At 65.7% G+C, this 24,749-nt stretch carries 23 protein-coding genes; 10 read left to right on the top strand and 13 right to left on the bottom strand.

Annotated elements, in window-relative coordinates; translation table 11 throughout:
• Window positions 1-35 precede the first annotated feature (35 nt).
• From recA to dapA, 6 genes are all read right to left on the bottom strand, one after another.
• On the bottom strand, window positions 36-1,109 hold the full coding sequence (gene recA, locus WG908_RS05250) for a recombinase RecA (RefSeq protein WP_340185523.1): 1,074 nt from the start codon (window positions 1,107-1,109) through the stop codon (window positions 36-38).
• Window positions 1,110-1,209: 100 nt separating this feature from the next.
• The gene (locus tag WG908_RS05255; RefSeq protein WP_340185524.1) at window positions 1,210-1,569 is read right to left on the bottom strand and encodes a response regulator; all 360 of its coding nucleotides are present in this window, start codon (window positions 1,567-1,569) and stop codon (window positions 1,210-1,212) included.
• 84 nt (window positions 1,570-1,653) lie between these two features.
• Window positions 1,654-4,080, bottom strand: a complete 2,427-nt coding sequence (locus WG908_RS05260; protein ID WP_340185525.1) for an ATP-binding protein — start codon at window positions 4,078-4,080, stop codon at window positions 1,654-1,656.
• 39 nt (window positions 4,081-4,119) lie between these two features.
• Window positions 4,120-4,728: a DUF2062 domain-containing protein gene (locus WG908_RS05265; RefSeq protein ID WP_340185526.1), complete on the bottom strand. Its 609-nt coding sequence runs from the start codon at window positions 4,726-4,728 to the stop codon at window positions 4,120-4,122.
• A complete protein-coding gene (smpB, locus tag WG908_RS05270; RefSeq protein ID WP_340185527.1) occupies window positions 4,728-5,210 on the bottom strand; it encodes an SsrA-binding protein SmpB in 483 nt (160 codons plus the stop codon). Before smpB ends, WG908_RS05265 begins: the two co-directional genes overlap by 1 nt.
• Before the next feature lie 47 nt (window positions 5,211-5,257).
• Entirely contained in the window at window positions 5,258-6,136 is an 879-nt protein-coding gene (gene dapA, locus WG908_RS05275) for a 4-hydroxy-tetrahydrodipicolinate synthase (protein ID WP_340185528.1), read from the bottom strand.
• Window positions 6,137-6,234: 98 nt separating this feature from the next.
• Between dapA and WG908_RS05280 the strand changes: the two genes are divergently transcribed.
• Together WG908_RS05280 and greB are read left to right on the top strand one after the other, a co-directional pair.
• Window positions 6,235-8,328, top strand: coding sequence for a lytic transglycosylase domain-containing protein (locus WG908_RS05280; RefSeq protein WP_340185730.1), 2,094 nt, complete (start codon window positions 6,235-6,237; stop codon window positions 8,326-8,328).
• 88 nt (window positions 8,329-8,416) lie between these two features.
• On the top strand, window positions 8,417-8,902 hold the full coding sequence (gene greB, locus WG908_RS05285) for a transcription elongation factor GreB (RefSeq protein WP_340185529.1): 486 nt from the start codon (window positions 8,417-8,419) through the stop codon (window positions 8,900-8,902).
• A gap of 6 nt (window positions 8,903-8,908) precedes the next feature.
• Here the strand turns inward: greB and WG908_RS05290 are convergent, their stop codons facing one another.
• Together WG908_RS05290 and WG908_RS05295 are read right to left on the bottom strand one after the other, a co-directional pair.
• Window positions 8,909-10,846, bottom strand: coding sequence for an OPT family oligopeptide transporter (locus WG908_RS05290; RefSeq protein WP_445326671.1), 1,938 nt, complete (start codon window positions 10,844-10,846; stop codon window positions 8,909-8,911).
• Between the two features lie 171 nt (window positions 10,847-11,017).
• A complete protein-coding gene (locus WG908_RS05295) occupies window positions 11,018-12,058 on the bottom strand; it encodes a rod shape-determining protein (RefSeq protein WP_340185531.1) in 1,041 nt (346 codons plus the stop codon).
• 212 nt (window positions 12,059-12,270) lie between these two features.
• Here WG908_RS05295 and WG908_RS05300 point away from each other — a divergent pair, with 212 nt between their 5' ends.
• Complete coding sequence (locus WG908_RS05300) at window positions 12,271-12,531, top strand: hypothetical protein (protein ID WP_340185731.1); 261 nt, start codon at window positions 12,271-12,273, stop codon at window positions 12,529-12,531.
• Between the two features lie 86 nt (window positions 12,532-12,617).
• Here WG908_RS05300 and WG908_RS05305 read toward each other — a convergent pair whose 3' ends face one another.
• The 4 genes from WG908_RS05305 to WG908_RS05320 form a co-directional block, all read right to left on the bottom strand.
• Entirely contained in the window at window positions 12,618-12,827 is a 210-nt protein-coding gene (locus WG908_RS05305) for a dodecin (RefSeq protein WP_340185532.1), read from the bottom strand.
• A gap of 128 nt (window positions 12,828-12,955) precedes the next feature.
• Window positions 12,956-14,122 carry a glycoside hydrolase family 130 protein gene (locus tag WG908_RS05310; protein ID WP_340185533.1) on the bottom strand — a complete coding sequence of 389 codons (1,167 nt, stop codon included), beginning with the start codon at window positions 14,120-14,122 and terminating at the stop codon, window positions 12,956-12,958.
• 16 nt (window positions 14,123-14,138) lie between these two features.
• Window positions 14,139-14,372, bottom strand: a complete 234-nt coding sequence (locus tag WG908_RS05315) for a hypothetical protein (RefSeq protein ID WP_340185534.1) — start codon at window positions 14,370-14,372, stop codon at window positions 14,139-14,141.
• Between the two features lie 27 nt (window positions 14,373-14,399).
• Window positions 14,400-15,071, bottom strand: coding sequence for a glutathione S-transferase family protein (locus WG908_RS05320; protein ID WP_340185535.1), 672 nt, complete (start codon window positions 15,069-15,071; stop codon window positions 14,400-14,402).
• A gap of 548 nt (window positions 15,072-15,619) precedes the next feature.
• Between WG908_RS05320 and WG908_RS05325 the strand changes: the two genes are divergently transcribed.
• The 5 genes from WG908_RS05325 to WG908_RS05345 all read left to right on the top strand — a co-directional run bounded on the left by WG908_RS05325 (window position 15,620) and on the right by WG908_RS05345 (window position 21,519).
• Window positions 15,620-17,506 (top strand): ribonucleoside-diphosphate reductase subunit alpha, encoded by a 1,887-nt coding sequence (locus WG908_RS05325; RefSeq protein WP_340185536.1) that lies wholly within the window; start codon window positions 15,620-15,622, stop codon window positions 17,504-17,506.
• A gap of 58 nt (window positions 17,507-17,564) precedes the next feature.
• Window positions 17,565-17,936 carry an endonuclease domain-containing protein gene (locus tag WG908_RS05330; RefSeq protein ID WP_340185537.1) on the top strand — a complete coding sequence of 124 codons (372 nt, stop codon included), beginning with the start codon at window positions 17,565-17,567 and terminating at the stop codon, window positions 17,934-17,936.
• Between the two features lie 62 nt (window positions 17,937-17,998).
• Window positions 17,999-19,048: a ribonucleotide-diphosphate reductase subunit beta gene (locus WG908_RS05335; RefSeq protein ID WP_340185538.1), complete on the top strand. Its 1,050-nt coding sequence runs from the start codon at window positions 17,999-18,001 to the stop codon at window positions 19,046-19,048.
• A gap of 185 nt (window positions 19,049-19,233) precedes the next feature.
• Window positions 19,234-21,054: a DEAD/DEAH box helicase gene (locus WG908_RS05340; protein ID WP_340185539.1), complete on the top strand. Its 1,821-nt coding sequence runs from the start codon at window positions 19,234-19,236 to the stop codon at window positions 21,052-21,054.
• Between the two features lie 12 nt (window positions 21,055-21,066).
• Entirely contained in the window at window positions 21,067-21,519 is a 453-nt protein-coding gene (locus WG908_RS05345; RefSeq protein WP_340185540.1) for a YaiI/YqxD family protein, read from the top strand.
• Window positions 21,520-21,526: 7 nt separating this feature from the next.
• Here WG908_RS05345 and WG908_RS05350 read toward each other — a convergent pair whose 3' ends face one another.
• Window positions 21,527-22,471, bottom strand: coding sequence for an isoaspartyl peptidase/L-asparaginase family protein (locus WG908_RS05350; RefSeq protein WP_340185541.1), 945 nt, complete (start codon window positions 22,469-22,471; stop codon window positions 21,527-21,529).
• A 157-nt stretch (window positions 22,472-22,628) separates the two neighbouring features.
• Here WG908_RS05350 and ispG point away from each other — a divergent pair, with 157 nt between their 5' ends.
• Together ispG and WG908_RS05360 are read left to right on the top strand one after the other, a co-directional pair.
• A complete protein-coding gene (ispG, locus tag WG908_RS05355; protein ID WP_340185542.1) occupies window positions 22,629-23,789 on the top strand; it encodes a flavodoxin-dependent (E)-4-hydroxy-3-methylbut-2-enyl-diphosphate synthase in 1,161 nt (386 codons plus the stop codon).
• Window positions 23,790-23,816: 27 nt separating this feature from the next.
• Window positions 23,817-24,698: a DMT family transporter gene (locus WG908_RS05360; protein ID WP_445326667.1), complete on the top strand. Its 882-nt coding sequence runs from the start codon at window positions 23,817-23,819 to the stop codon at window positions 24,696-24,698.
• Window positions 24,699-24,749 lie beyond the last annotated feature (51 nt).

Genomic DNA, 24,749 nt, shown 5'->3' on the forward strand with positions numbered 1-24,749 from the left:
TGCCGGCTGTACGGGCCGGACAGGCCAAGCGCGGTCTATTCGCCGTCATCCTCCGCACCGGGTCCGGTCATCAGCGCTTCGGCAACCTCTTCGGTCTTGCTGCGAATCGCCTGTTCGAGGCGATCGGCCATGTCGGGATGCGCCTTGAGGAACGTCTTGGCGTTTTCGCGGCCCTGGCCGATACGAACCGAATCGTAGGAGAACCAAGCGCCCGATTTTTCGACGATGCCGGCCTTGACGCCCAGGTCGAGAATTTCGCCGATCTTCGAAATGCCCTCGCCATACATGATGTCGAATTCGACCTGCTTGAACGGCGGAGCGACCTTGTTCTTCACCACCTTGACGCGGGTCGCGTTGCCCACGAAGTCGTCGCGGTCCTTGATCTGGCCGGTGCGGCGAATGTCGAGACGGACGCTGGCGTAGAATTTGAGCGCGTTGCCGCCGGTCGTGGTTTCGGGGTTGCCGTACATGACGCCGATCTTCATCCGCACCTGGTTGATGAAGATCACCATGCATTTCGACCGCGAGATCGAGCCGGTCAGCTTACGCAGCGCCTGGCTCATCAGCCGGGCTTGCAGGCCGACATGGCTGTCGCCCATCTCGCCCTCGATCTCCGCGCGGGGTACCAGCGCCGCGACCGAGTCGATCACCAGGATGTCGATGGCGTTGGAGCGCACCAGCGTGTCGACGATCTCCAGCGCCTGTTCGCCGGTGTCGGGCTGCGACACGATCAGTTCGTCGATATCGACGCCCAGCTTCTTGGCATAGCCGGGATCGAGCGCATGTTCGGCATCGACGAAGGCCGCGGTGCCGCCCGCCTTCTGCGCTTCGGCAATGGCGTGGAGCGCGAGCGTGGTCTTGCCCGAACTTTCCGGGCCATAGATTTCAATGATTCGCCCCTTGGGCAGGCCGCCGATGCCAAGCGCGATGTCGAGCCCGAGCGAACCGCTCGAAATCGCCTCAATCTCCAGCTTTTCGCGGCTGCCCAGCCGCATCGCGCTGCCCTTGCCGAAGGCGCGGTCGATCTGCGAAAGCGCAGCTTCCAATGCTTTCTGTCTGTCCATGGTCCCTGTCTTCTTGGAATCGATGAGTGAAAGCATAGCGGTCATCTGCCTATCCCCTGTCAAGCGGGTCGCACCGGCGGGCGCCGGCGTCCGGGCATGATGTATCGCTTTTGTTCTATTAGAACAAGAGGGGAACGGAAATTTCCTATTCCGGGGTCAGCGCCCGTTCCAGCGCCCGTTCGACGGCGCCGATGGTGAAGGGCTTGGCGAGCGTCGGGCGCATGGCGTGGTGATTGGGCAGGTCGTCGGCCATGCCCCCGGTCGCGAACACGAAGGGAATATTCTGCTGCACCAGGATATCGGCGATCGGCCACGCCTTTTCGCCCTGGAGGTTGCAGTCGACCAGCGCCGCGTCGAAGCCGCCCTGGCGCGCATGGGCGCAGGCTTCCTCGACCGAAGTGGCCACGGCATGCAGGCGATAGCCCAGCGTTTCGAGATAATCTTCCAGCATCATGCCGATCATGGCTTCGTCTTCGACGACCAGGATGGATCTACTGTCGGCCATGGGGATTCGTTGCTCCACTGAAACAAGGCTGGCTATCGCATCGCATGAACCATGCCTAGCGGAAAAGCCTTGATCGAGATCAGGTCATTTCGATCCCGGTTCCGGTTCCGGCCCGTGGCCCGCGAGCGCATCGCGCGCGGCTTCGGCCAGCTGGTTGACCGAAAAGGGCTTGGGCAGGAAAGCGACATTGGCGATGTCGATCGAGCGGCGCAGCTGTTCTTCGGCATAGCCCGACATGAACAGCACGGGCAGATCGGGGTGAGTCTGGCGCGCATGAGCGACCATCGTCGGGCCGTCCATATTGGGCATCACCACGTCGGAAATCAGCAGGTGGATCGGTTCGTCGCCGGCCAGTTGCTCCAGCCCCTGTTCGCCATCGGCGGCGGTCAGCACCTTGTACCCCTGCCGCGTCAGCGCGCGCTCGGCGACGGTGCGGACCATATCCTCATCCTCCACCAGCAGGATCGTGCCGGTGCCCCAGGTTTCGCTGCGCCGCGCCGGCGCCCGGGGCTTTTCCGCCGCCAGCGCCGCCGCGGCATGGACGGGCAGGTAGATGATGAAGCTCGCCCCCCGGCCCGTTTCGGATTCGGCGAAGATATAGCCGCCCGATTGCTTCACGATGCCATAGACGGTGGAGAGGCCAAGGCCGGTGCCCTTGCCCAGTTCCTTGGTGGTGAAAAAGGGTTCGAAGATCTTGGACAATATGTCGGGCGCGATGCCGAGGCCGGTGTCCGACACGCGCAGCGCGGTGTAATCGCCCACCGGCAGGATCTGCTGGCGCATTTCGCGGACCTTGACGGCGGGGACGGCATAGGTCTGGATATTGACGGTGCCGCCATCGGGCATCGCGTCGCGGGCGTTGACCACCAGGTTGACGATCACCTGTTCGAGCTGGCCGGGATCGGCCCGCACCGCGCCCAGATTACGGCCGTGGCTGACCTCCAGCTTCACATTTTCGCCCAGCAGGCGTTTCAGGAGATTGGACACGTCGGCGACGATGTCGGGCAGTTGCAGCACCTGCGGCCGCAGCGTCTGTTGGCGGGAAAAGGCGAGCAGCTGGCGCGTCAGGCTGGCGGCGCGGTTGCTGTTCGACTTGATCTGGGTGATGTCGTCATAGTCGCTGTCGCCCGGCGTATGGCGCATCAGCATCAGGTCGCAATGGCCGATGATCGCGGTCAGGATATTGTTGAAATCATGGGCGACGCCACCCGCGAGCTGGCCGATCGCCTGCATCTTGGTCGCTTGCGCGACCTGGCGCTTGAGGTTGCTCTCTTCGCTGTTGTCCTTGAGGCTGAGCAGCACCGCCGCGTCGCCAAGGCCCCGGACCCCGGCCAGGCTGAGCGCGACCGGCTCGTCGGGCTGGCCGCGCATCCGCACCGCGATGTCGCCCGACATTTGCGGGCCGATGGCGAAACGGCGCACCGCGTCGGCCACCGCAGCCTGATCCTCGCGCACCACCAGGTCGCCGGGATAGCTGGGCGTTTCGCCGCTTTGCAGCCCGGCGACGCGCGCGAAGGCATTGTTGACGAACAGCATCCGCCCGTCGCGATTGGCCATGGCCAGGCCAAAGGGCAGCAGCGACAGCAGCGTTTCGATATAGGCGAGCGCCGAGGTGCCATCGCCCGCGCTGGTCGGTTCGTCGATCAGCAGGATGAGCAGCGGGCCGTCCTGCGCGATCGACTGCTGTCCCGGCCGGCGCAGCGGCACCTGGAGCAGGCGCAGCGGCAGCCCGCCCTTTTCCTCGCGCGCGAAAAACAGCCGCCCCTTGTCGTCGACGCGCATATGGCCGGCGAAATCGCGGCCGGTGATGTTGGCGTCGATCCGCCCGGCGGCGCGGAGGAGGAAGGCGGCGTTGGCGGCGCGGATACGCCCTTCGCCGCCGATCAGCGTGGCCATGATGCCCGCTTCGGTCAGGTGGCGACCGGCTTCGCCCGTGATCAGGCGATGGATGTCATCGACGGCGCTGGGCTGGCGCACCGGGCTGAACCGCCACAGCAGATAATCCTCCGACCGGCCGGTGCGGGTGATGTCGACGTCGAGCCGCAACGCGCCATGGCCGATCCCTTCCACACGCGCTTCGCCGTCGCGCCAGGCGGCGCGGCTGGCCTGGGCCAGGTTTTCAGGCGGCGCCGCGTCGCCGAACAGGCCGGGCGGGGTGGGGTAGCCGGGAAACCATTCGCCGAACAGGTCGCTGGCGCAGACCAGCCGGCCGGTGCGATCGGTCACGGCGATGGCGATGCCGGCGGCTTCGGCGGCGGCGCGCGCGACGGTCCAGTCGGGGCTGTGGTCGCTGCCCGCGACCGGGGTGGGGTAGAGCCGGCGGGCGAGCACGACCAGCGCGGCAAGGCCCAGCAATGTCGCGCCGAAACCCGCCGCAAGGGCCAGGTCGCGCACGGTGAACCAGATCAGCGCCGCCGAGCCGCACGCGGCGAGCAAAAGCAGGGGAAGGAAGGCGCGAGCGGGCGGAATGTCCCCCAGCGCGCCATATTGCCTGTCCGTGCGCGCAGCCATGGCTGGCGATCCCCCGTCAAATTCAGCCTTGCGCCTCCGTCAGGCGGGAGCGGTTTCCTCCAATGCGCTGCTTTCGTGCCGCTTGCCAATCCTCAATTTGCGCGCCTGCCATTTGCGGCCCATGCGGTGACGCCAGAACCAGTCGGCGATGAAGAAGCCGATCACCCCGGCGGCAATCGATATCAGCGCCAGGCCGACCAGCATCGCCGGCGCCGCTTCGGAAAACAGCCAGGCGCACCATTGGCGGATCGAGGCATGATCGTTGACCAGCGTCATGAAGCCCGACGCATCGGCGGTGCGGCCAAGCAGCCAGTTGCCGATATAGACCGACGCCCACAGGATCAGCGGCGTCGTCGCCGGATTGCTGAGGAAAGTCATCGCGGCGGCGACCGGGATATTGGCGCGGAAGGGGAGTGCGAGCAGCGCCGCGCCGGCGATCTGGATGCCGGGAATGAGCAGGAAGATGCCGACCAGCAGGCCGAGCGCCACGCCGCGCGGCACCGACCGGCGGGTGAAGCGCCAGAGCGAGGGTTCGAGCACGCGATGGGCGACGGGCGCGAGGAAGCGGTTGTCTTCGAGCGATTCGCGGGTGGGGGCGTTGGCATGCCACCAGCGGCTCAGGCGCCCGAACCCTCCATTGCCATCCATCAGCCGTGCGCCTTCATGATGCGTTGCTGGTCGCGCTTCCAGTCGCGATCCTTGATGACCTCGCGCTTGTCGTGAGTCTTCTTGCCCTTGGCCAGCGCCAGTTCGATCTTGGCGCGGCCCTGGCTGTTGAAATAGATCATCAGCGGCACCAGCGTCATGCCCTTGCGTTCGACCGCGCCATGCATCTTGGCGATTTCGCGTTCGTGCAGCAGCAGCTTGCGCGGGCGGCGCGGCTCATGATTCTCGCGGTTGCCGTGGCTATATTCGGGGATATTGCTGTTGACGAGGAAGACATGCTTGCCCTTCACCTCGGCATAGCTTTCGGCGATATTGCCCTCGCCGCCGCGCAGCGCCTTCACTTCGGTGCCCTGCAAGGCGATGCCGGCTTCGAACACATCCTCGATGAAATATTCGAACTTCGCGCGCCGGTTTTCGGCGACGATTTTTTTCTTGTCGAAGGTGGCGGGGCGGGGACGGGCCATAAATTCCTGAAATCAGCTCACTTCATCATATAGGGCCGTGGCCCGTACTAGACCAGACCGGCAATCTCCAGCGCCCGGTCCACCGCCGCCCGGCTCGATTCCGACGGCCAGGTGATCGGCAGGCGGACTTGTCCGGGCATGTCCGGGCGGACGCGCGAGAGCGCATATTTAATCGGGCCGGGTGAAGAATCGCTGAACAGGGCATCGTGCAGGGGATAGAGACGATCCTGGAGCGCCAAGGCGCCATCCCAGTCGCCGCCAAGGCAGGCTGCCTGGAAATCGGCGCACAGCCGCGGCGCGACATTGGCGGTGACGGAGATGCACCCCCGGCCCCCCATCGCGTTGAATCCGAGTGCGGTTTCGTCATTGCCCGACAATTGGCAGAAATCGGGACCGCAGGCGAGCCGCTGCGCGGTGACACGCCCCAGATTTCCGGTAGCGTCCTTGATGCCGACGATCGACTGATAATCCTGGCGCAAGCGGTGCAGCACCGGTACGCCGATGTCGGTGATGGTGCGGGAAGGCACGTTGTAGAGCACGATCGGCAGGTCGCAGCGTTCGGCAAGATAGGCGAAATGCTGGAACAGGCCGTCCTGATTGGGCTTGTTGTAATAGGGGGCGACGACCAGCGCGGCGTCGGCGCCGGCACCCTGCGCCGCGTACATATGGTCGAGCGCGATGCGGGTGTCGTTCGATCCGCAACCCGCGATCACGGGCACGCGGCCCGCCGCCTGGTCGACGCAGATGGCGACGACGCGATTATGCTCCTCCACCGTCATGGTGGCGCTTTCGCCGGTGGTGCCGCAAGGAACCAGCGCGGCGCTGCCCTGTTCGATCTGCCAGTCGACGAAGGCGCGAAACGCCGGTTCGTCAATCGCTCCGTCGCGAAAGGGCGTCACCAGAGCCGGAATCGACCCGGAAAACATGATTAAACTCCTTCAATTCTCCGGCTTTCCGGGGCATGATCGGTTGGCGGCGCGATATAGCGCGTCGTTCAGGGCCTGATAAGGATGCAATGCCGATAATGTCCAGCATGGTCACACGTCCGGCCCTCCAAAAATCAGCATTGGTTCGCATGTCCATCATTGCCCTGTTGCTTTCGACCGTTGCCAGCGCGCAGGATGCGGCACCCGTGGGACAGCCTGGCCCTGTCTATCCGGCCGGCGCCGTGGTGCAGCCGTTGCCGGCGCAGGGCCAGGCCACAGGCGCGTCGCAGTCGCCGCCCTGGAGCCAGGTCAGCAGCCGGGTGGGCGTATCGGCCGATGCGGCGATCAACGCGACGATCGGCCAGTGGCGCGCGCTCCAGCAAAGCGATGCGCTGGGCTTTTCGGCCTATGCCAGTTTCATCATCGCCAATCCCGGCTGGCCGGGGGAGGACAGGATGCGGCGGCTGGCGGAAACCGGGATCAGCGCCGACAGCTTCGATCCCCTTCAGGTGGTCGCATTCTTCGCGCGGTTCCCGCCGCGCACCGCCGTTGGCCATGCCCGCAATGCGCAGGCTTTGAGCGTGCTTGGCCGGCGGGGCGAGGCCCAGCTTGCCGCCCGCAACGCCTGGATCGGCGGAACGCTCGGCCCCATGGACGAAGCGCGGCTGTTCACGCTGTTCGGCTCCACCCTGACGCCGGCCGACCATGACCAGCGCGCCGACATGCTGCTGTGGAGCAACGATCTGGCGGGCGCGCAGCGGATGATGCCCTATGTCTCGCCCGCGCGGCGGCCGGTGATCGACGCGCGCATCGCCTTTCGTCGCAGGTCGCCCGATGCGGCGATGAAGATGCAGGCCGCCGAAGCCTATGGCTCGAACGATGCCGGTTTTATCGCCGACAAGGCGATGTGGCTGCGCGACAGCGGCAACTGGATCGCGGGACGGCAATATCTGGCCAACCGGCCGGCGCTGACCTTTCGCCCCGCCAATGTCGAAAAATGGTATGAGGTGCTGTTGACCCATGCCCGCGCGGCGGCGGCGGACAGCCAGTGGAGCTTTGCCTACAGCATCGCGGCCAAGCTGGACGATGCCTATGCGCCCGGTGTCGAGGTGCGCGAACGGCCGATCGGCGAGCGCGACGATTATACCAGCCTGGCCTGGCTGGCCGGAACGACCGCCTTCTACAATCTCAACCGTCCGAGCGACGCGGTGGCGATGTTTCGCAGCTATGCCATGGGAGCAAAGTCGCCGCAGACCCAGTCCAAGGGCTATTATTGGGCGGGGCGCGCGGCGCTCGCGGCCAATGATCAGGCGTCGGCCAACGGCTATTTCGCGCAGGCGGCGCAATTTGCCGACCAATATTATGGCCAGCTGGCGCTCGAACGGCTGGGCCGGCCGGTGCCGCCCCCGGCGGCGATGCGCGCTGTCGAGCTGTCACCTTCAGATCGCGCCGCCTTTGCCAGCCGGTCGGTGGTGCGCGCGGTCAAGGCGCTGGGGGCGATGGGTCTGTGGGAAGAGCAGAGCAAGTTTGCCCGCGCCATCGCCAACAATGCCGACAGCGACACCGAACATCTGTTGGCGACCGAACTGGCGCAGACGATCGGTCGCCCGGACATGAGCGTCATGGTCGGCCGGCGCGCCTTGTCGAACGGGCTGAGCGGATATGGCCATGCCGCCTTCCCGCGCGTGCCGGTGCCGCCGTCGGCGCAATCGAGCTGGACCATGATCCATGCCATCGCCCGGCAGGAAAGCCAGTTCGACAAGCAGATCGTCAGCCATGCCGGCGCGCGCGGGCTGATGCAGCTGATGCCCGGCACCGCGCGCGAACAGGCGGGCAAGATGGGGCTGGGGGCGGGCTCGCTCAACGATCCGGCCTATAATATCATGCTGGGATCGGGCTATTTCGAGCGCATGTTGAGCTATTATGGCGGCAGCTACCCGCTGGCGGTCGCGGCCTATAATGCGGGGCCGGGCAATGTGAACAAGTGGATCAGGGCCAATGGCGACCCCCGGTTGCCGGGCGCGGACATGCTGCGCTGGATCGAGATGATCCCGATCTTCGAGACGCGCAACTATGTCCAGCGGGTGCTGGAAAATGCCGTGGTCTATGATGCGATGAACCCGGAGCGGTCGCGGTTCCGGGGGACGACCGCGGTGCTGAGCCGCTATCTTGGCAAACAATCCCCCGGTTGAGGCGGCGTGACCCAAAAAGTGGCGTGGGGGGCGTGCGTTCAACCGCGTCTCGACTTCGACCGACCCGACCGGCTAGGGATGGCCGACGATGACCACCCCCTATCCCAACTACATCACGCCCGAAGGCTATGCGAAGCTGCGAGCCGAATATGACCATTTGCTGGGCACCGAGCGGCCGGCGATCGTCGAGGTGGTGAGCTGGGCGGCGGGCAATGGCGACCGCAGCGAAAATGGCGACTATCTCTATGGTCGCAAGCGGATGCGCGAGATCGACGGGCAACTGCGCCGCCTGGCCAGGAAGATGAAAGACGCCAAGGTCGTCGATCCGCGCGCGCAGCCCGACAAGTCGAAAGTCTATTTCGGCGCGACCGTCACCATCGCCGACGAGGATGACAACCGCCGCACCGTGACCATCGCCGGCAATGACGAGGCGGACGCCGATCATGGCCGCATCGGCTGGGGCTCTCCCATCGCGCGCGCCTTGCGCGGGGCGGCGGTGGGTGACCTGCGCCGCGTGGCGCTGCCCGCGGGCGAGCGGGAATATGAGGTGATGGCGATCCGCTATCCCGACTGAGCGGGATCAGCCGAGCGGCGCTGACGCCATCTGCCGCAGGCGCGCATAGAGCCAGGCGATGACGCCCGCGAAGAGCAGCAGCGAAAGCGGCACGCCCCACGGATTTTCGGCCATGATCGCCATCGGCGCATCGCTGTCGGTCGCGGCGACGATCCCGGCGAAGGCGACGCCGAACAGGCTTTCGCCGACGATGAAGCCGGTCGCCATCAACACGCCCATGCGCTCGGCAAATTCGGGATGCGCCTGTGCCCGCGCCCAGCGATTGTAAAAATGGCCGATCGCCGCGCCGACCGGGATCAGCAGGGTGAGCGCCATCGGCAGGTAGATGCCCATGCCGACCGCGAGCGGGGGCAGACGCAGCTTGCCCGCCTTGCCCAGCAATTCATCGACCAGCACGACCGCCGCGCCGATGCCCGCGCCGATGCCGATCAGGCCCCAGTCGAGATCGCCGCCCAGCACGCCCTTGGCAAGCGCGGAGATCAGCGCCGCCTGGGGCGCGGGCAGGGCGTTGGGGCCGGCCCCCGGCGCGCCGGCAAAGCCGAACGCGCTGTTGAGCAGGTCGAGCACCGGCGGGATCACCAGGCTGCCGAAGATGACGCCGAAGATCAGCGCGAGCTGTTGCTTCCAGGGCGTCGCGCCGACGAGCTGGCCGGTCTTGAGGTCCTGAAGATTGTCGTTGGAAATGGTGGCGATGCCGAACACGATGGCGGTGGTGAACAGCGCATAGGCGACCAGCGCCTCGCTTTGTCCCGGCGCGCCGCCCTGGCCATAGATCGCCGCGAGCAGCAGCGCCGCGCCCAGCACGGCGAGGATGCCGACGCCCGAAATCGGGCTGTTGGACGCGCCGATCAGGCCCGCCATATAGCCGCACACCGACGCGATGACGATGCCGGCGACCAGAATATAGAGCAGCGTGCCGCCGATCACGAGCGCGGGCTGATCGGCGATCGGGCCGCCGCGCGCGAAGCTCCACAGCAAGGCGCCGATGGGCAGCAGCGAGGCAAGGATGGTGCCGGCGACGATGCCGATCGGCAGGTCGCGCTCGCCAAGTTCGAGAAGGCCTGCGCCGCCTGCCTTGCGGACCTTGGCCGCCGCCATCGCCGACCGGATGCCGCCGACGATCGGTCCCAATATCTTGAGCAGGGTCCAGATCGCGGCGACGCCTATGGTGCCTGCACCGATGAAGCGCGCCTTCATGCGAAAGGTCGTGCCGACCAGATCGGCCAGGTCCGCGCCAGCCGGCAGGGGCGAGGTGAGAGTGGGCACGATGCCGACCCAACTGATGAGCAGGCCCACGAACATCGCGACGCCCACCGACAGCCCGACCAGATGGCCGACGCCGATCAGCGCCATCGAAAAGCTGGTGGACATGGCGGTGGCGCCCGTGCCCAGCTTGAAGAAGGTCGCCGCTTCCTCTGCCAGCAGGCGCGTCTTGGCGAGGATGGTGAAGCCGGCGGCGGCGAGCGTGCTCATGACGATGGCGGCAAGGCCGCGCCTGTTTTCCTCAAGCCCCTCGCGCGAGCCGGCGCCGACCTTGAGCACTTCGGCGGCGGCGACCCCTTCGGGATAGGGCAGGTCCGATCCGGTGACGAGCGCGCGGCGCAGCGGGACCGAATACATCACCCCCAATATGCCGCCGAGCGCGCAGGTCATCACCGATGTCCAGTAGGGGAAGCCCTGCCACCAGCCGACGATGACCAGGCCTGGCAGGACGAAGATGATCGCCGAGAGCGTGCCCGCCGCCGATGCGATGGTCTGGACGATGTTGTTTTCCAGGATCGTGCCGGTCGCGAACAGCCGCAGCACCGCCATCGAAATGACCGCGGCGGGGATGGAGGTGGCGAAGGTCAGCCCGATCTTCAATCCCAGATAGACGTTGGCGGCGGTGAACAGCAGGGTGATGAGCCCACCCAGGATTACCCCGCGCAGCGTCAGTTCGGCCATGGGCGCGGTCTTGATGGCGGCGGTCATGGCGGCTCCCCTGCGTGGATATGGGCGACGTTGCCAAAAGGAGTAATATTGTTACTCAAATTTGGAGCAAACGGAAAGTGCCAATATGCGAGCCTTCGGTCGGCGCGATCGCCGCACTCTGGCCTTCGTCACGCCGATCAGGGTTCAGACCGCCGTCAGCACCCCTGCATAGGCCGGGTCTTCCAGCGCCCGCCCCGCGCCCATCGCCACGCACACCAGCGCATCGGGCGCAACCTTCACCGGCAGGCCGGTCGCTTCGGAAATCGCTTCGTCGATGCGGCCGAGCAGCGCGCCGCCGCCGGTCAGGGTCACGCCTTCGTCGATGATGTCGGCCGACAGTTCGGGCGCGGTCTGTTCCAGCGCCGCCATCACCGTCGCCTTGATCTGGCCCACGCCTTCGCTCAGCGCCTCGGCGATCTCCGCCTCGCTGATGCGGATTTCCGCGGGCCGGCCATTCACCAGGTCGCGGCCCTTGACGCTCAGGATCCGGCCATCGCCTGCGGGCGGGCAGGCCGAACCGATCGCGTGCTTCACGCGCTCGGCGGTGATTTCGCCGATCATCAGGCTATGGTGGCGGCGGATATGGGACGCGATCGCATCGTCCAGCCGGTCGCCGCCCATCCGCACCGAATTGCTGTAGGCGATGCCGCGCAGCGACAGCACGGCGACTTCGGTCGTGCCACCGCCAATGTCCACCACCATCGCGCCGCGCGGCTCTGTGACCGGCAGGCCGGCGCCGATCGCCGCCGCCATCGGCTCGTCGATCAACTGCACCCGCGACGCGCCGGCATTGGTGGCCGCCACCCTGATCGCCCGGCGTTCCACCATGGTCGATGCGGTGGGCACGCAGATCACCACTTCATGCCGTCGGCGCAAGCGGCTGTTGCCGCCGATCGCCTTGGCCATGAAATGCTTGATCATCTGTTCGGCCACGTCGATGTCGGCAATGACCCCGTCGCGCAGGGGGCGAATGGCCTGGATGTTGGCGGGCGTCTTGCCCATCATCAGCTTGGCTTCGTTGCCGACTACCTTGACGCGGCGCACGCCATTTATGGTTTCGATTGCGATCACCGACGGTTCGTTGACCACGATCCCCCGGTCGCGGACGTGGACGACGGTGTTCACGGTGCCAAGGTCGATTGCCATGTCATACGCGGAAGACGAAAATAAACGGCTGATTTTCATGCAGGACTCAGGTTCGGCGGCCCGGGATAAGCGCGCGACGGTATTTGGCCGCGCTATCGCGCGTGTGGACGCCCCGCGTCAATGGCAGGTCGCCTGTCCGGCCTGATCATGCGTTCGTCGGAGCAGGCGGGCCATGACCGCGCATCGGGCAGGCGCGGGTCGGACCCGATAAATCATTGGCCGCCACACCGCGCGCGGGCTATCGTCAGGGCATGGACTTTGACGACCTGATGACCCGCTATTTCGCGACGAGCGACCCGGATGCGATCACGCCCGCGCTGATGGATGGGGGAATGGAGCGGATGCGGGTGGATTTCGGCATGGAAAAGGATGCCGGGCGCAGGTTCGGCCTGTGGGCGCTGATGCACATGCTGGGCGGAGCGCCCGACCTGGACGTTGCGTTCAAGGATGCGGGCGAGCGCGACGCTGCCCGCAATTTCATGGACCTGGTCGACCGCGCCGCCGACCCATGAACGCCTGTCCGCTGCGTCGGCGCGGGATCCACGGGATGGGGCAAGGGGGAAAGTGGCGGGCCTGTTTCATCCCGCCTTTTCCACATTCAGTCTTCCAGACCGAACGCGATTTTCAGAACCACCTGAAACCGCTCGACCTTCTGGTCGGTGATATTGCCGCGGGTTTCGACCACCTGAAACCATTGAAGGTTGTCGAGCGTCTCCGCCGCTTTTGCGATCGCGCCAGTGATTGCATCTTCGACGCTGGTTTCGGACGTGCCGACAACCTCTATGATCTTGGCTACGTGGTTGTTCATATCGCTCTCCTGATGATCGGCCGCGGATGCCGGCGGCCGGGCAATCAGTGTAATTCCGGGCGTTGTTGCTCGGTTCCCCCGCCCGGAAAAGAAGCTGTGCGAAGGCGGTTCGAAGCCCGCGCGCCTAGTCAGGCAAAGCGGCTCTTGGGCACATGGGTGATCCGGCAGGCAAGGTCGGCCTCGCCCGAGGCGACGATATAGCGGCCGGGCGCGCTGGCGCCATCATCGCCATCGGCAATGCCGGTGGTGAAGACGATATCGCGCAGATACATCTGATGTTCGATCGGCCGGGTGAGCGCGGGATTGGCTTCCAGCAGCGGCCGATGCCCGGTGCGCTTGACGCGGGAAGGATCGTCGGCGTCGAGCATCGACCAATAGGTGCGGTAGATGCCGACGATGCCGTTCGGTTCGACCCCGTGCCACAGGCTGAGCCAGCCATCGGCGGTGCGGACCGGCGGCGTTCCCCCACCCATGCGCGCGGTCGCCACGCCGTCCGCAGCGGGCCGGATGCCAGGTTCGCGATACGGTTTCCAGTGGCGGGCGTCCGGGGAGGTGGCGAGGTTGATCGATGGCCCCGCGCGCCACGGACTGCCAGGCGGATAGGCGAAATACAGGTCGCCCAGCGGCCGCGTCTGCGCCCAGTAGCGCCCGTCGATCAGCCCTTCGAAAATCAGCATGTCCTTGTTCTGGTGATCGAGCACGATATCCTCGAACCGCCATTCGATGCCGTCCGTCGAGCTGTAGAGCGTGGTCGAATGCCGCTCGGGACTGACCGAACAACTGGTCATCAGCCACTGGTCCGGCAGGCGGCTGATCCGCGCATCCTCTATGCCATAGCATTGATGGCTGCCCTGCGGGGCGATGGCCCGGTCATAATGGATCGCTTCGATTTCCAGCCCGTCGGGCGACAGCTCCACCGGCAGCAGCCAGGACAGCGAGGTCAGCGCCATCACCTTCCAGCCTTCGCCGCGCAGCATGAACTTGCGCGGATCGCTGGTATCGACCCGATCCAGCGGCCAGAGGTCGAGCAGATAGCGGCCGCCGGCCGGGGGCGCGCCTTCGGCCGGGTCGCCGGTCCAGCGGATGGCCCGGACCTTACTGTCGCGGATCGGATCGCGCAGCGCCTGCGCGACGCGCGCGATCATCATCAGATTGCCGTTGGCAAGCCGCATCAGGCCCGGATTGAACACGCCCAGCACATAGGTTTCAGCGTCGAGATGACCCGCGAGCGGCGAGCGCGCCAGATCGATATCGTCGGGCACCAGCACCAGCCGGTCGATGGCGAAGTCGCTCATGAGCCGCCCCGTGCCCTCAACCTTCCTGCCGCAACCGTTCGACCAGTTGCTGGATCTCGTTCGGTTCCAGCAGCCAGGTGCGCGTCTTGCGCCCTTCGCGATGCACCGGCTGGGTCAACAGGATGCGCGCCTGTTCCCTGGCGGCGGGCTTGAAAATCGCGAAATGCCGAGCGCAATCGCGGATCGTCCCGATCAGCGGCGCCTTGCCGTCCAGATCGATCATCGTCGCGGGCTGGTCCCAGGGGATCATGGGGCGCGTTCCTTCCTTGGCAATCGTCTAGAAATCGGGCTTCTCATAATGGGCGGGCGGCGTGATCACTTCCATCCGCTCCGACAATAGCGGGCGGAAGGATGGGCGCGACTTGAAGCCCGCATACCAGCGCTTGACCGTTTCATGGCCGTTCCAGTCGATCCCGCCCAGATAGTCCGCCACCGACAGATGCGCCGCCGCCGCGATGTCGGCGAGGCTGAGCGTCCCCCCGGCCATCCAGCTGCGATGGTCGAGCAGATAGTCCATATAATCCATGTGCGTGTTCGCGCGCTTCATCGCTTCGCGCAGGATGCGCGCATCGGGCGGCGCGCGCTCGATCAGCCGCTTCTTCATCCGCTCGTGCAGCAGCGGGCCGACGACGTCGCCATAGAAATTCTGGTCGAAAAACGCGGTCAGCCGCCGCACCTCCGCGCGCCCGGCGGCGGTGCCCGAGATCAGCGGGAATTTTTCCACCGTCTCCTCGAAATATTCGCAGATCGCCTGGCTGTCGATCAGCGCCGCGCCGGTCGCCTCGTCGACCATGACGGGTGTCGTGCCGGCGGGGTTGAGATCGAGAAACTCGTCGCGCATCAACCAGGGGGATTCGCGCACCAGATCATAGCCCACGCCCTTTTCGCCCAGCAGCAGCCGGACCTTGCGGGAAAAAGGACAAAGCGGAAATTGGAAAAGCTGCCACATGACTGCCCCTGTTAGGCGCGGGCGGCGTGAGGTGGAAGCGCCAAAATGTGCGCCTGGTATATGGCGCGCCGCATCCGGTCGGCACCGCCCCGGTCGCCCGGTCACGCCAGGTAAAAATTTTTTATCCTTGAAATTGCCTTCTTGCCTTTTGCGGGTGCCGCCTTTGTCCATGCGTCGCGCGTGGCGGAGGCGGTCGCCCGACGCGCCCCGATGCGGATCGAGTCTCTAATCTGTCATTTACCCTCTTGCGCGCAGCGTATGCTGTGGCACTATCGGTGGTATTGGAACGACGGGGGTTACCCAATAGATTGTATCGCAGTGCCGGAAGCCTTCTTCCGGCATCTGGGCGTTTTCGTCCCTGCGATCCGGTCGATTGAACCCAAAGTCAGTGCCGCCGTTCGACAGGCATGCTAGGATGGGCGTCTTTCGCGAACCGGTGTGGCCGACTCGAACGAAAACGGAACAAATGGGGTGGGTATATGGATTTTCGCGAGAGCCAGGGCACAGGGTCGCAAGACATTGGGTCGCAAGACATAGGACCGCAGGATATGGGAATATTGACCGAAGACAGGGCGCCGGCCGCAGCGGCGATTGCGGCACCGGCCGCAGCGCAGGCGCCGCGTTCATCCTCGTCGGTTGAGGCGCGTCGCTTTGCGGTAGTGACCGACGCTTCGCGCGACCAGCTCCTGACCGATTTCGGCAAGGATACGCTCAACGACCGCTATCTGCTGCCCGGCGAATCCTATCAGGACCTGTTCGCCCGCGTGGCGGCGGCCTATGCCGATGACGCCGACCATGCCCAGCGCGTCTATGATTATATCAGCCGCCTGTGGTTCATGCCCGCCACGCCCGTGCTGTCGAACGGCGGCACCGGCCGGGGTCTGCCGATCAGCTGCTATCTCAACAGCGTCGACGACAGCCTGGAAGGCATCGTCAACACCTGGAACGAGAATGTCTGGCTCGCATCGCGCGGCGGCGGCATCGGCACCTATTGGGGCAGCGTGCGCGGCATCGGCGAGCCGGTCGGCCTGAACGGCAAGACCAGCGGCATCATCCCCTTCGTCCGCGTGATGGACAGCCTGACGCTGGCGATCAGCCAGGGCAGCCTGCGTCGCGGCTCGGCTGCCTGCTATCTCGACATATCGCATCCCGAGATCGAGGAGTTCCTCGAAATCCGCAAGCCCAGCGGCGATTTCAATCGCAAGGCTCTCAACCTGCACCACGGCGTCCTGTTGACCGACGAGTTCATGGAAGCGGTGCGCGACGGCGCCGAATTCATCCTGCGCAGCCCCAAGGACGGGTCGGAGCGCGGCAAGGTGGACGCGCGCTCGCTGTTCCAGAAGCTGGTCGAAACGCGGCTGGCGACGGGCGAACCCTATATCGTCTTCAACGACACCGTGAACCGGATGATGCCCAAGCATCATCGCGACCTTGGCCTCAAGGTTTCGACATCGAACCTCTGTTCGGAAATCACGTTGCCCACTGGCCGCGACCATCTGGGCCAGGATCGCACGGCGGTCTGCTGCCTGTCGTCGATGAACCTGGAAACCTGGGACGAATGGAAGGACGAAAAGTTGTTCGTCGAGGACATCATGCGGTTCCTCGACAATGTGCTGCAGGATTATATCGACCGCGCCCCGCCCGAAATGGCGCGCGCCAAATATAGCGCCAGCCGCGAACGCTCAGTGGGGCTGGGCGTCATGGGCTTCCACAGCTTCCTTCAGGCCCGCAACATCCCGTTCGAAGGGGCGATGGCCAAGAGCTGGAACCTGCGCATCTTCAAGCAGATCAAGGGCCAGGTCGACGAGGCGTCGATGCAGCTGGCGATCGAGCGCGGCCCGTGCCCGGACGCCGCCGACATGGGCGTGATGGAGCGTTTTTCCTGCAAGATGGCGATCGCGCCGACCGCCTCGATCAGCATCATCGCCGGCGGCACCAGCGCCTGCATCGAGCCGATCCCGGCCAATATATACACCCACAAGACGCTGTCGGGCAGCTTTTCGATCAAGAACCCCTATCTCGAAAAGCTGCTGGTCGAAAAATCGAAGGATTCGACCAATGTGTGGAATTCGATCCTGGAAAATGGCGGCAGCGTCCAGCATCTCGATTTCCTGTCCCCCGAGGAAAAGGACGTGTTCAAGACCAGCTTCGAGATCGACCAGCGCTGGCTGCTCGAACTCGCCGCCGACCGCACGCCCTATATCGACCAGGCGCAGTCGCTGAACCTGTTCATCCCGGCCGATGTCGAGAAATGGGATCTGCTCATGCTCCACTTCCGCGCGTGGGAACTGGGCATCAAGTCGCTTTACTATCTGCGCTCGAAATCGGTCCAGCGCGCCGGTTTCGCCGGCGGCGTGGAAGCCGACAACACGATCGACGCGCCCAAGTTCGAGCTGGAAAGCACCGACTATGACGAGTGTTTGGCCTGTCAGTGATGTAATTCCCTCTCCTTTCAGGAGAGGGAGGGAGCCGCGCAGCGGCGGAAGGGTGAGGATGATGCGGAACTATCGCGATCTCGCCTCAGGCTTGGTCGCCCGCGTCCGCGCCCTTCGCCGCAATGCCACCGACGCCGAAAAGCGCCTGTGGTCCGCCCTGCGAGAAAAGCTGCCCGCGGTGAAATTTCGTCGTCAGGTACCACATGGCTCCTATGTCGCGGATTTTCTTTGCTTCTCGGCCAGGCTGATCGTCGAGGTCGATGGCGCGACCCACGCGGACAGCATCGAGCAGGATGCGGCCCGCACCGGCTATTTCGAGGCGCAGGGCTACCAAGTCCTGCGTTTCTGGAACCATGAAGTCATGGACAATATCGACGGCGTCGTAGCGGTCATCGCGGCGCGATTTTCGCCCTCACCCTCCCACGCCTGACGGCGCGGGCCCCTCCCTCTCCCGGTGGGAGAGGGGAAGAACAGATTGCTCGGAGTAACCCCATGCCCCTTCTTCAAGCCTCCAAGGTCTACAAGCCTTTCGAATATCCCTGGGCTTACGAATATTGGAAACGCCAGCAGCAGCTGCACTGGCTGCCCGAAGAAGTGCCTTTGGGCGAGGATTGCCGCGACTGGGCGCAGAAGCTGTCCGATCATGAGCGCAACCTTTTGACCCAGATCTTCCGCTTCTTCACCCAGGCGGACGTGGAAGTGCAGGATTGCTACCACGAAAAATATGGCCGGGTGTTCAAGCCGACCGAGGTCAAGATGATGCTGACCGCCTTTTCCAACATGGAAACGGTCCACATCGCCGCCTACAGCCATCTGCTCGACACGATCGGCATGCCCGAAAGCGAATATAGCGCCTTTCTCCAATATAAGGAGATGCGCGACAAGCACGACTATCTCCAGCAGTTCGGCGTCGATACCGACGAGGATATCGCCCGCACGCTCGCCATGTTCGGCGGCTTTACCGAGGGTTTGCAGCTGTTCGCGTCCTTCGCGATGTTGATGAACTTCCCGCGCTTCAACAAGATGAAGGGCATGGGCCAGATCGTCACCTGGTCGGTGCGCGACGAGACGCTGCATTGCGAGGGCATCATCAAGCTGTTCCATGCCTTCTGCGCCGAACGCAACTGCCTGACCCCGGCGGTCAAGGAAGACATCATGGACATGTGCCAGAAAACGGTGCGGATCGAGGATGCCTTTGTCGACCTGGTGTTCGAAATGGGTCCGGTCCCCGGCATGACGCCCAAGGACATCAAGAAATATGTCCGCTACATCGCCGACTGGCGGCTGGGGCAACTGGGTTTGAAGCCCATCTACATGATCGAGGATCATCCGCTGCCCTGGCTCGCCCCGCTGCTGAACGGCGTCGAGCACGCCAATTTCTTCGAAACCCGCGCTACCGAATATTCCAAGGGCGCGACCCGCGGCCAGTGGAGCGAAGTGTGGGACAGCTTCGACCGGCGCAAGAAGCTCAAGGCCAATGACAGCGCGCCCGAAGACGGCGAAGCCGACATGTTCAAGGCGGCGGGGATCGCGGCGGAGTAGAATTCCCGCACCCGGCGACGGTTCGAAAGCCCGACTTTGGCAATGGCGGCGCGGATATCCGCGCCGCCATTGCCTTTTGCCCGCCAAACGCCTAACGGCGAGCCTTGCTGTGGCGCTGACCCGGCTCAACGCGTTCATGCTCGATGATGGTTTCGGGTCGAACGCCCGCTATCGATCGAGACAACATGCCTTTCACGACCCTGCCAACGCTTCTGTCCGAAGCGCTCTCCGCCCGTGGCTATGCCGCGCCCACGCCCGTCCAGGCCGCCGTGCTCGAAGAGGAAGCGCGGGGCCGCGACCTCGTGGTGTCGGCCCAGACCGGATCGGGCAAGACCGTCGCCTTCGGCCTTGCCATGGCCGACGAACTGCTGGGTGAAGCGGGCCGCGCGGGCCATGCCGGCGCACCCATTTCCCTGGTGATCGCGCCCACGCGCGAACTGGCGCTACAGGTCAGCAAGGAGCTGATCTGGCTTTATGGCGGCGCCGGCGCACGCATCGCCACCTGCGTCGGCGGCATGGATGCGGCCAAGGAGCGGCGTGCGCTGAGCCAGGGCGCGCACATCGTCGTCGGCACGCCGGGCCGGCTGCGCGATCATCTCGATCGCGGCGCGCTCAACCTGACCGCGCTGCGCGTGGCGGTGCTCGACGAAGCCGACGAGATGCTCGACATGGGTTTCCGCGAGGAACTGGAGGCGATACTCGATGCGACGCCCGAAGGCCGCCGCACGCTGTTGTTTTCGGCGACGATGCCCAAGCCCATCGCCGCGCTGGCCCGCCGCTACCAGCGCGATGCGCTGCACATCAATACTGTGGGGGCCGAGCGCGGCCATGGCGACATCGCCTATCAGGCGGTGACCGTTGCGCCGTCGGATATCGAAAAGGCCGTCGTCAACCTGCTGCGCTATCATGACGCGCCGACCGCGATGCTGTTTTGCGCGACGCGCGAAACGGTGCGCCATCTGCATGCGAGCCTTACCGAACGCGGCTTCGGCGCGGTCGCGCTGTCGGGCGAACATAGCCAGAATGAGCGCAACGCCGCGCTCCAGGCGCTGCGCGATCGCCGCGCCCGCGTCTGTGTCGCCACCGACGTTGCCGCGCGCGGCATCGACCTGCCCAGCCTCAGCCTGGTCGTCCATGTCGAACTGCCGCGCGACGCTGAGACGTTGCAGCATCGGTCGGGTCGCACCGGGCGCGCCGGAAAGAAGGGCACCGCCGTGCTGCTGGTCCCCTATCAGCGCCGCCGCCGCGTCGAATCGATGCTCAAGGGCGCCAAGATCAACGCCGAATGGATCAACGCGCCGACGATGGACGATATTCGCGTCAAGGATCGCGAACGGTTGATGGCCGCGCTGCTGGAACCGGCCGAACTGGACGAGGAAGACCGCGCGCTGGGCGCACAGTTGCTGAGCCAGCGTCCGGCCGAGGAAATCGCGGCGCTGCTGGTGCGCTCGCATCGCGCGTCCATGCCCAATCCCGAGGAACTGGTCGATGCCAGTTCCGGCCCGCCGCCGCGCGAAGGGCCGCGTCCCGGTTTCGAGGATACCGCCTGGTTCCGCATGCCGATCGGCCGGCAGGACAATGCCGATCCGCGCTGGATCCTTCCGCTGCTGTGCCGTCGCGGCCATATCACCCGTGGCGAGATCGGCGCGATCCGCATCACCGGCAACGAAACCCTGTTCGAAATTCGCAGCGATAGCGCGGGCCGCTTCATGGCTTCGGTCAAGCGCACCGCGCAGGTCGATGGCGATCCCGAAGATGCGCTGCCGATCGAAGCGGTCCAGGGCGCTCCCCGCGACGAGGCGCGACAGAACCGCCGTGGCGACCGCGCCAATGACGGCCCGCCGCAGCGCCGTTACGACGCGCGCCCGACGCTTGGCGCGCGCCCCGGCGCGCCCGGTCGTCCCGCCGGCGCGCGGCCACCCTTCAAGGGCAAGCCCGGCGGCGGCAAGCCCTTTGGCGGCAAACCGTCGGGCGGCAAGCCCTACAAGGCCAGGCGCCCGGACTGAGGCCTGTCGCTGATGCCGCGCATTCTGGTCGATGCGGACGCCTGCCCGGTCAAGGACGAGATCTACAAGGTCGCCTTTCGCCATGAGGTGCCGGTCACGATCGTCAGCAACAGCCCGATCCGGGTGCCCGCGCACCCGCTGGTCGCGCGCGAGGTGGTCAGCGACGGCTTCGACGCCGCCGACGACTGGATCGCCGAGCGGGCAGGGAGCGATGCGGTCGTCATCACCGCCGACATCCTGCTCGCCGACCGCTGCCTCAAGGCCGGCGCGCAGGTGATCGGCTCCAACGGCAAGCCGTTCACCATGGCGTCGATCGGCGGCGCCATCGCCACCCGCGCGATCATGGCGGATTTGCGCGCCGGCGGCGATGCCATCGGCGGGCCGCCGCCCTTTTCAAAGGCCGACAGGTCGCGCTTTCTACAGGCGCTGGACGAGGTGCTGGTGCGGATGAAGCGCGGGCGCTGAGCGCGATTCATTCGTCGCCATAGATCGCCACGAACCGTTCGCCCGCGCTGGTGGCGACGCCGCGATAGAGACCCGGCGTGTTGAAATGGCAGGCAAAGCGCCCGTCCGGCGCGGCGACGATCACCCCGCCGACGCCGCCCATCGCCGCGATTTCGGCGAAGGTCGCCTGCGCCGCCGCCCGCGGTTCTTCACCCAGCATCCGCATGCGCGCGGCAATCTCGTGCCCCACGCCGACGCGGATGAAAAATTCGCCCGCGCCCGTCGCCGACACGGCGCAGCTTCTGTCGTCGGCATAGGTGCCCGCGCCGATCAACGGCGAATCGCCGATCCGCGCCCAGCGCTTGCCGGTCAGCCCCCCGGTCGAGGTGGCGGCGGCGACATGGCCGTCGCTGTCGCACGCGACCGCGCCGACCGTGCCATATTTCATGTCGACATCATAATGGCCGTCGCCGGGACGGGCCTTGAGCTCATCCAGCTGGCGCGCCCGTTCGGGCGTCATGAACCATGCCGGATCGACCTGTTCCACCTGTCGTTCGATTGCGAAGCGGTCCGCTCCCTCGCGCGCCAGCAGGACATGGGGACTGCGTTCCATCACCGCGCGGGCGAGGGTGACGGGGTTGCGCGTGGCGGTTGCCCCCGCGACCGCGCCGGCATCGCGCGTCGCCCCGTCCATGATCGCCGCGTCCAGTTCGATAGTGCCTTCATAGGTGAACACCGCGCCGCGCCCGGCATTGAAATGCGGATCATCCTCCAGCACGCGCACCGCCGCTTCCACCGCGTCCAGCGCGCTGCCGCCGGTTGCCAGCACGGCTGTCCCCGCATCCAGCGCGGCGTCGAGGCCGGCGCGCGCCACCGCGTCCTGCTGCGCGGTCAGGTTCGCCCGGCTCATCGACCCCGCGCCGCCATGGACGAGCAAGGTCCAGCCGGGGCCGGCGGGGGCAGGGTCGTTCATGGCGCATGGTTCCTTTACCGAATCTCTCTTGCCCGCCCTAGCAAAGCGGCGCCGCTGCGATAACCGGTCGTGACCGTTGCGGCCGCGTCGTCGACTGCGCGCTTCTAACCGGCGGGATAAGCGCCTATAGGGGCTGCCATGAAAACGGAGCTTCCCCATGTCCGAGCATAATCCCGGCCTGCGCCCCTGGCGCGACATCGCACGGCGGGCATGCCGGCAGATCATGGTCGGCAACGTCCCGGTCGGCGGCGGCGCGCCCGTCACCGTACAGACGATGACCAATACGCTGACCCATGATGTGAAGGCGACGATCGACCAGATTCGCCGGTGCGAAGAGGCGGGCGTGGACATTATCCGCCTATCCTGCCCCGACGAGGAATCGACCGCGGCGCTCAAACAGATCGTGCGCGCCGCGCGGGTGCCGATCGTCGCTGACATCCATTTCCATTACAAGCGCGCGCTGGAAGCGGCGGACGCGGGCGCGGCCTGCCTGCGGATCAATCCGGGCAATATCGGCAGCTCGCAGCGGGTCAAGGAAGTGGTGGACGCGGCCAAGGCCAATGGCTGCGCGATCCGCATCGGCGTCAACGCCGGGTCGCTGGAAAAGCATCTGCTCGAAAAATATGGCGAACCTTGCCCCGAAGCGCTGGTCGAAAGCGCGCTCGACCATATCAAGCTGCTCCAGGACCAGGATTTCCACGAATATAAGGTCGCGGTGAAGGCGAGCGACGTGTTCCTAGCCGTCGCCGCCTATGCGCAACTGGCCGATGCGGTCGATTGTCCGCTGCACCTGGGCATTACCGAGGCCGGCGGGCTGATCGGCGGGACGGTCAAGAGCGCGATCGGCATCGGCAACCTGCTGTGGGCCGGGATCGGCGACACCATCCGCGTATCATTGTCCGCCGAACCGGAAGAGGAAGTCCGCGTCGGCTATGAGATACTGAAATCGCTCGGCATCCGTACCCGCGGGGTCAAGGTGATTTCCTGCCCCAGTTGCGCGCGGCAGGGGTTCGACGTCATCCGCACCGTGCAGGCGCTGGAAGAACGGCTCCAGCATATCAACACGCCGCTGTCGCTGTCGGTGCTGGGCTGCGTCGTCAATGGCCCCGGCGAAGCGCGCGAGACCGACATCGGCCTGACCGGCGGCGGCGCGGGCAAGCATATGGTCTATCTGTCGGGGATTACCGATCACACCGTGCAGGACGAAGGACTGGTCGATCATATCGTCGCGCTGGTCGAAGCCAAGGCGGCGGAGATCGAGGCGGAGAAAGCCGAGGCCGAAATGACCGATGCAGGGACGGCGCAAGCGGCGGAATAGCGCCGCCAGCCGCATTTCATGCCGTCAATGTCCCGTACTCTTCCCTTCATCGTCTGCTGCGCGGGCGTCGCCCTGTTCGCGATGATGGACGCGGCGATGAAGGGCCTGAGCCTGTCGATCGGCCTTTATAACGCGCTGTTGTGGCGCGCGGTCGCGGGCAGCTTGCTGGGCCTTGTCCTCATGGTCGCGCTGCGGCAGCGCTGGCCTGCGCTGCCGGTGCTGCGCATCCATCTGTTACGGGGCACGGTGGTCGCCTTCATGGCGCTGTCCTTCTTTTGGGCGTTGATGCGGATGCCGCTGGCCGAAGCGATCGCCCTGTCCTTCATCTCGCCGCTGATCGCCTTGTATCTCGCCGCCCTGCTGCTCAAGGAGCGGGTGGGGCGCGGGGCGATCGGCGCGTCGCTGCTGGGGCTGGGCGGCGTGGGGGTGATCCTGTCGGGCCGGATGAGCGGCGGCTATGACGCCGACGCGCTGGCCGGCGCCGGGGCGGTGCTGTTTTCGGCGGTGCTGTTCGCATGGAACCTTATCATCCAGCGGCAACAGGCGCAGGTGGCAAGCCCGGTCGAGGTTGCCTGCTTTCAGCATCTGGTCATGCTGGGCGTGTTCGCGCTCGCCGCGCCGAAGCTGGCGCTCGCGCCGCCACCGGGCACGGTGCCGGTCATCATGCTGGCCGCCTGCCTTGCCTTTGTCTCGCTTGCCGCGCTCGCCTGGGCCTATGCGCGGGCGGAGGCGCAATTTCTGATCCCGGTCGAATATAGCGCGTTCCTGTGGGCGGCGCTGGCGGGATGGCTGGCCTTTGGCGAACGGCTGACGCTGACGACGCTGGTCGGTGGGGCGCTGATCGTCGCGGGCTGCCTGATCGCGGCGCGGGCGGGACGGCCGCCGCATGTCGAACCGGGCATCGCCTGACGCAAGCGTTGCAAGCGATATGGGCGCGGACTCTTGACGCCGAGTCCCCAC

It is taken from the genome of Sphingobium anseongense (assembly GCF_037725245.1).
In the GTDB taxonomy this organism is placed as follows: domain Bacteria; phylum Pseudomonadota; class Alphaproteobacteria; order Sphingomonadales; family Sphingomonadaceae; genus Sphingobium.

What these genes read in the sequence shown, in the direction of transcription:
- recA (WP_340185523.1), bottom strand. Translation starts at nt 1,109, where the DNA reads ATGACCGCTATGCTTTCACTCATCGATTCCAAGAAGACAGGGACCATG.
- WG908_RS05255 (WP_340185524.1), bottom strand. Translation starts at nt 1,569, where the DNA reads ATGGCCGACAGTAGATCCATCCTGGTCGTCGAAGACGAAGCCATGATC.
- WG908_RS05260 (WP_340185525.1), bottom strand. Translation starts at nt 4,080, where the DNA reads ATGGCTGCGCGCACGGACAGGCAATATGGCGCGCTGGGGGACATTCCG.
- WG908_RS05265 (WP_340185526.1), bottom strand. Translation starts at nt 4,728, where the DNA reads ATGGATGGCAATGGAGGGTTCGGGCGCCTGAGCCGCTGGTGGCATGCC.
- smpB (WP_340185527.1), bottom strand. Translation starts at nt 5,210, where the DNA reads ATGGCCCGTCCCCGCCCCGCCACCTTCGACAAGAAAAAAATCGTCGCC.
- dapA (WP_340185528.1), bottom strand. Translation starts at nt 6,136, where the DNA reads ATGTTTTCCGGGTCGATTCCGGCTCTGGTGACGCCCTTTCGCGACGGA.
- WG908_RS05280 (WP_340185730.1), top strand. Translation starts at nt 6,235, where the DNA reads ATGTCCAGCATGGTCACACGTCCGGCCCTCCAAAAATCAGCATTGGTT.
- greB (WP_340185529.1), top strand. Translation starts at nt 8,417, where the DNA reads ATGACCACCCCCTATCCCAACTACATCACGCCCGAAGGCTATGCGAAG.
- WG908_RS05290 (WP_445326671.1), bottom strand. Translation starts at nt 10,846, where the DNA reads ATGGCCGAACTGACGCTGCGCGGGGTAATCCTGGGTGGGCTCATCACC.
- WG908_RS05295 (WP_340185531.1), bottom strand. Translation starts at nt 12,058, where the DNA reads ATGAAAATCAGCCGTTTATTTTCGTCTTCCGCGTATGACATGGCAATC.
- WG908_RS05300 (WP_340185731.1), top strand. Translation starts at nt 12,271, where the DNA reads ATGGACTTTGACGACCTGATGACCCGCTATTTCGCGACGAGCGACCCG.
- WG908_RS05305 (WP_340185532.1), bottom strand. Translation starts at nt 12,827, where the DNA reads ATGAACAACCACGTAGCCAAGATCATAGAGGTTGTCGGCACGTCCGAA.
- WG908_RS05310 (WP_340185533.1), bottom strand. Translation starts at nt 14,122, where the DNA reads ATGAGCGACTTCGCCATCGACCGGCTGGTGCTGGTGCCCGACGATATC.
- WG908_RS05315 (WP_340185534.1), bottom strand. Translation starts at nt 14,372, where the DNA reads ATGATCCCCTGGGACCAGCCCGCGACGATGATCGATCTGGACGGCAAG.
- WG908_RS05320 (WP_340185535.1), bottom strand. Translation starts at nt 15,071, where the DNA reads ATGTGGCAGCTTTTCCAATTTCCGCTTTGTCCTTTTTCCCGCAAGGTC.
- WG908_RS05325 (WP_340185536.1), top strand. Translation starts at nt 15,620, where the DNA reads ATGGGAATATTGACCGAAGACAGGGCGCCGGCCGCAGCGGCGATTGCG.
- WG908_RS05330 (WP_340185537.1), top strand. Translation starts at nt 17,565, where the DNA reads ATGATGCGGAACTATCGCGATCTCGCCTCAGGCTTGGTCGCCCGCGTC.
- WG908_RS05335 (WP_340185538.1), top strand. Translation starts at nt 17,999, where the DNA reads ATGCCCCTTCTTCAAGCCTCCAAGGTCTACAAGCCTTTCGAATATCCC.
- WG908_RS05340 (WP_340185539.1), top strand. Translation starts at nt 19,234, where the DNA reads ATGCCTTTCACGACCCTGCCAACGCTTCTGTCCGAAGCGCTCTCCGCC.
- WG908_RS05345 (WP_340185540.1), top strand. Translation starts at nt 21,067, where the DNA reads ATGCCGCGCATTCTGGTCGATGCGGACGCCTGCCCGGTCAAGGACGAG.
- WG908_RS05350 (WP_340185541.1), bottom strand. Translation starts at nt 22,471, where the DNA reads ATGAACGACCCTGCCCCCGCCGGCCCCGGCTGGACCTTGCTCGTCCAT.
- ispG (WP_340185542.1), top strand. Translation starts at nt 22,629, where the DNA reads ATGTCCGAGCATAATCCCGGCCTGCGCCCCTGGCGCGACATCGCACGG.
- WG908_RS05360 (WP_445326667.1), top strand. Translation starts at nt 23,817, where the DNA reads ATGTCCCGTACTCTTCCCTTCATCGTCTGCTGCGCGGGCGTCGCCCTG.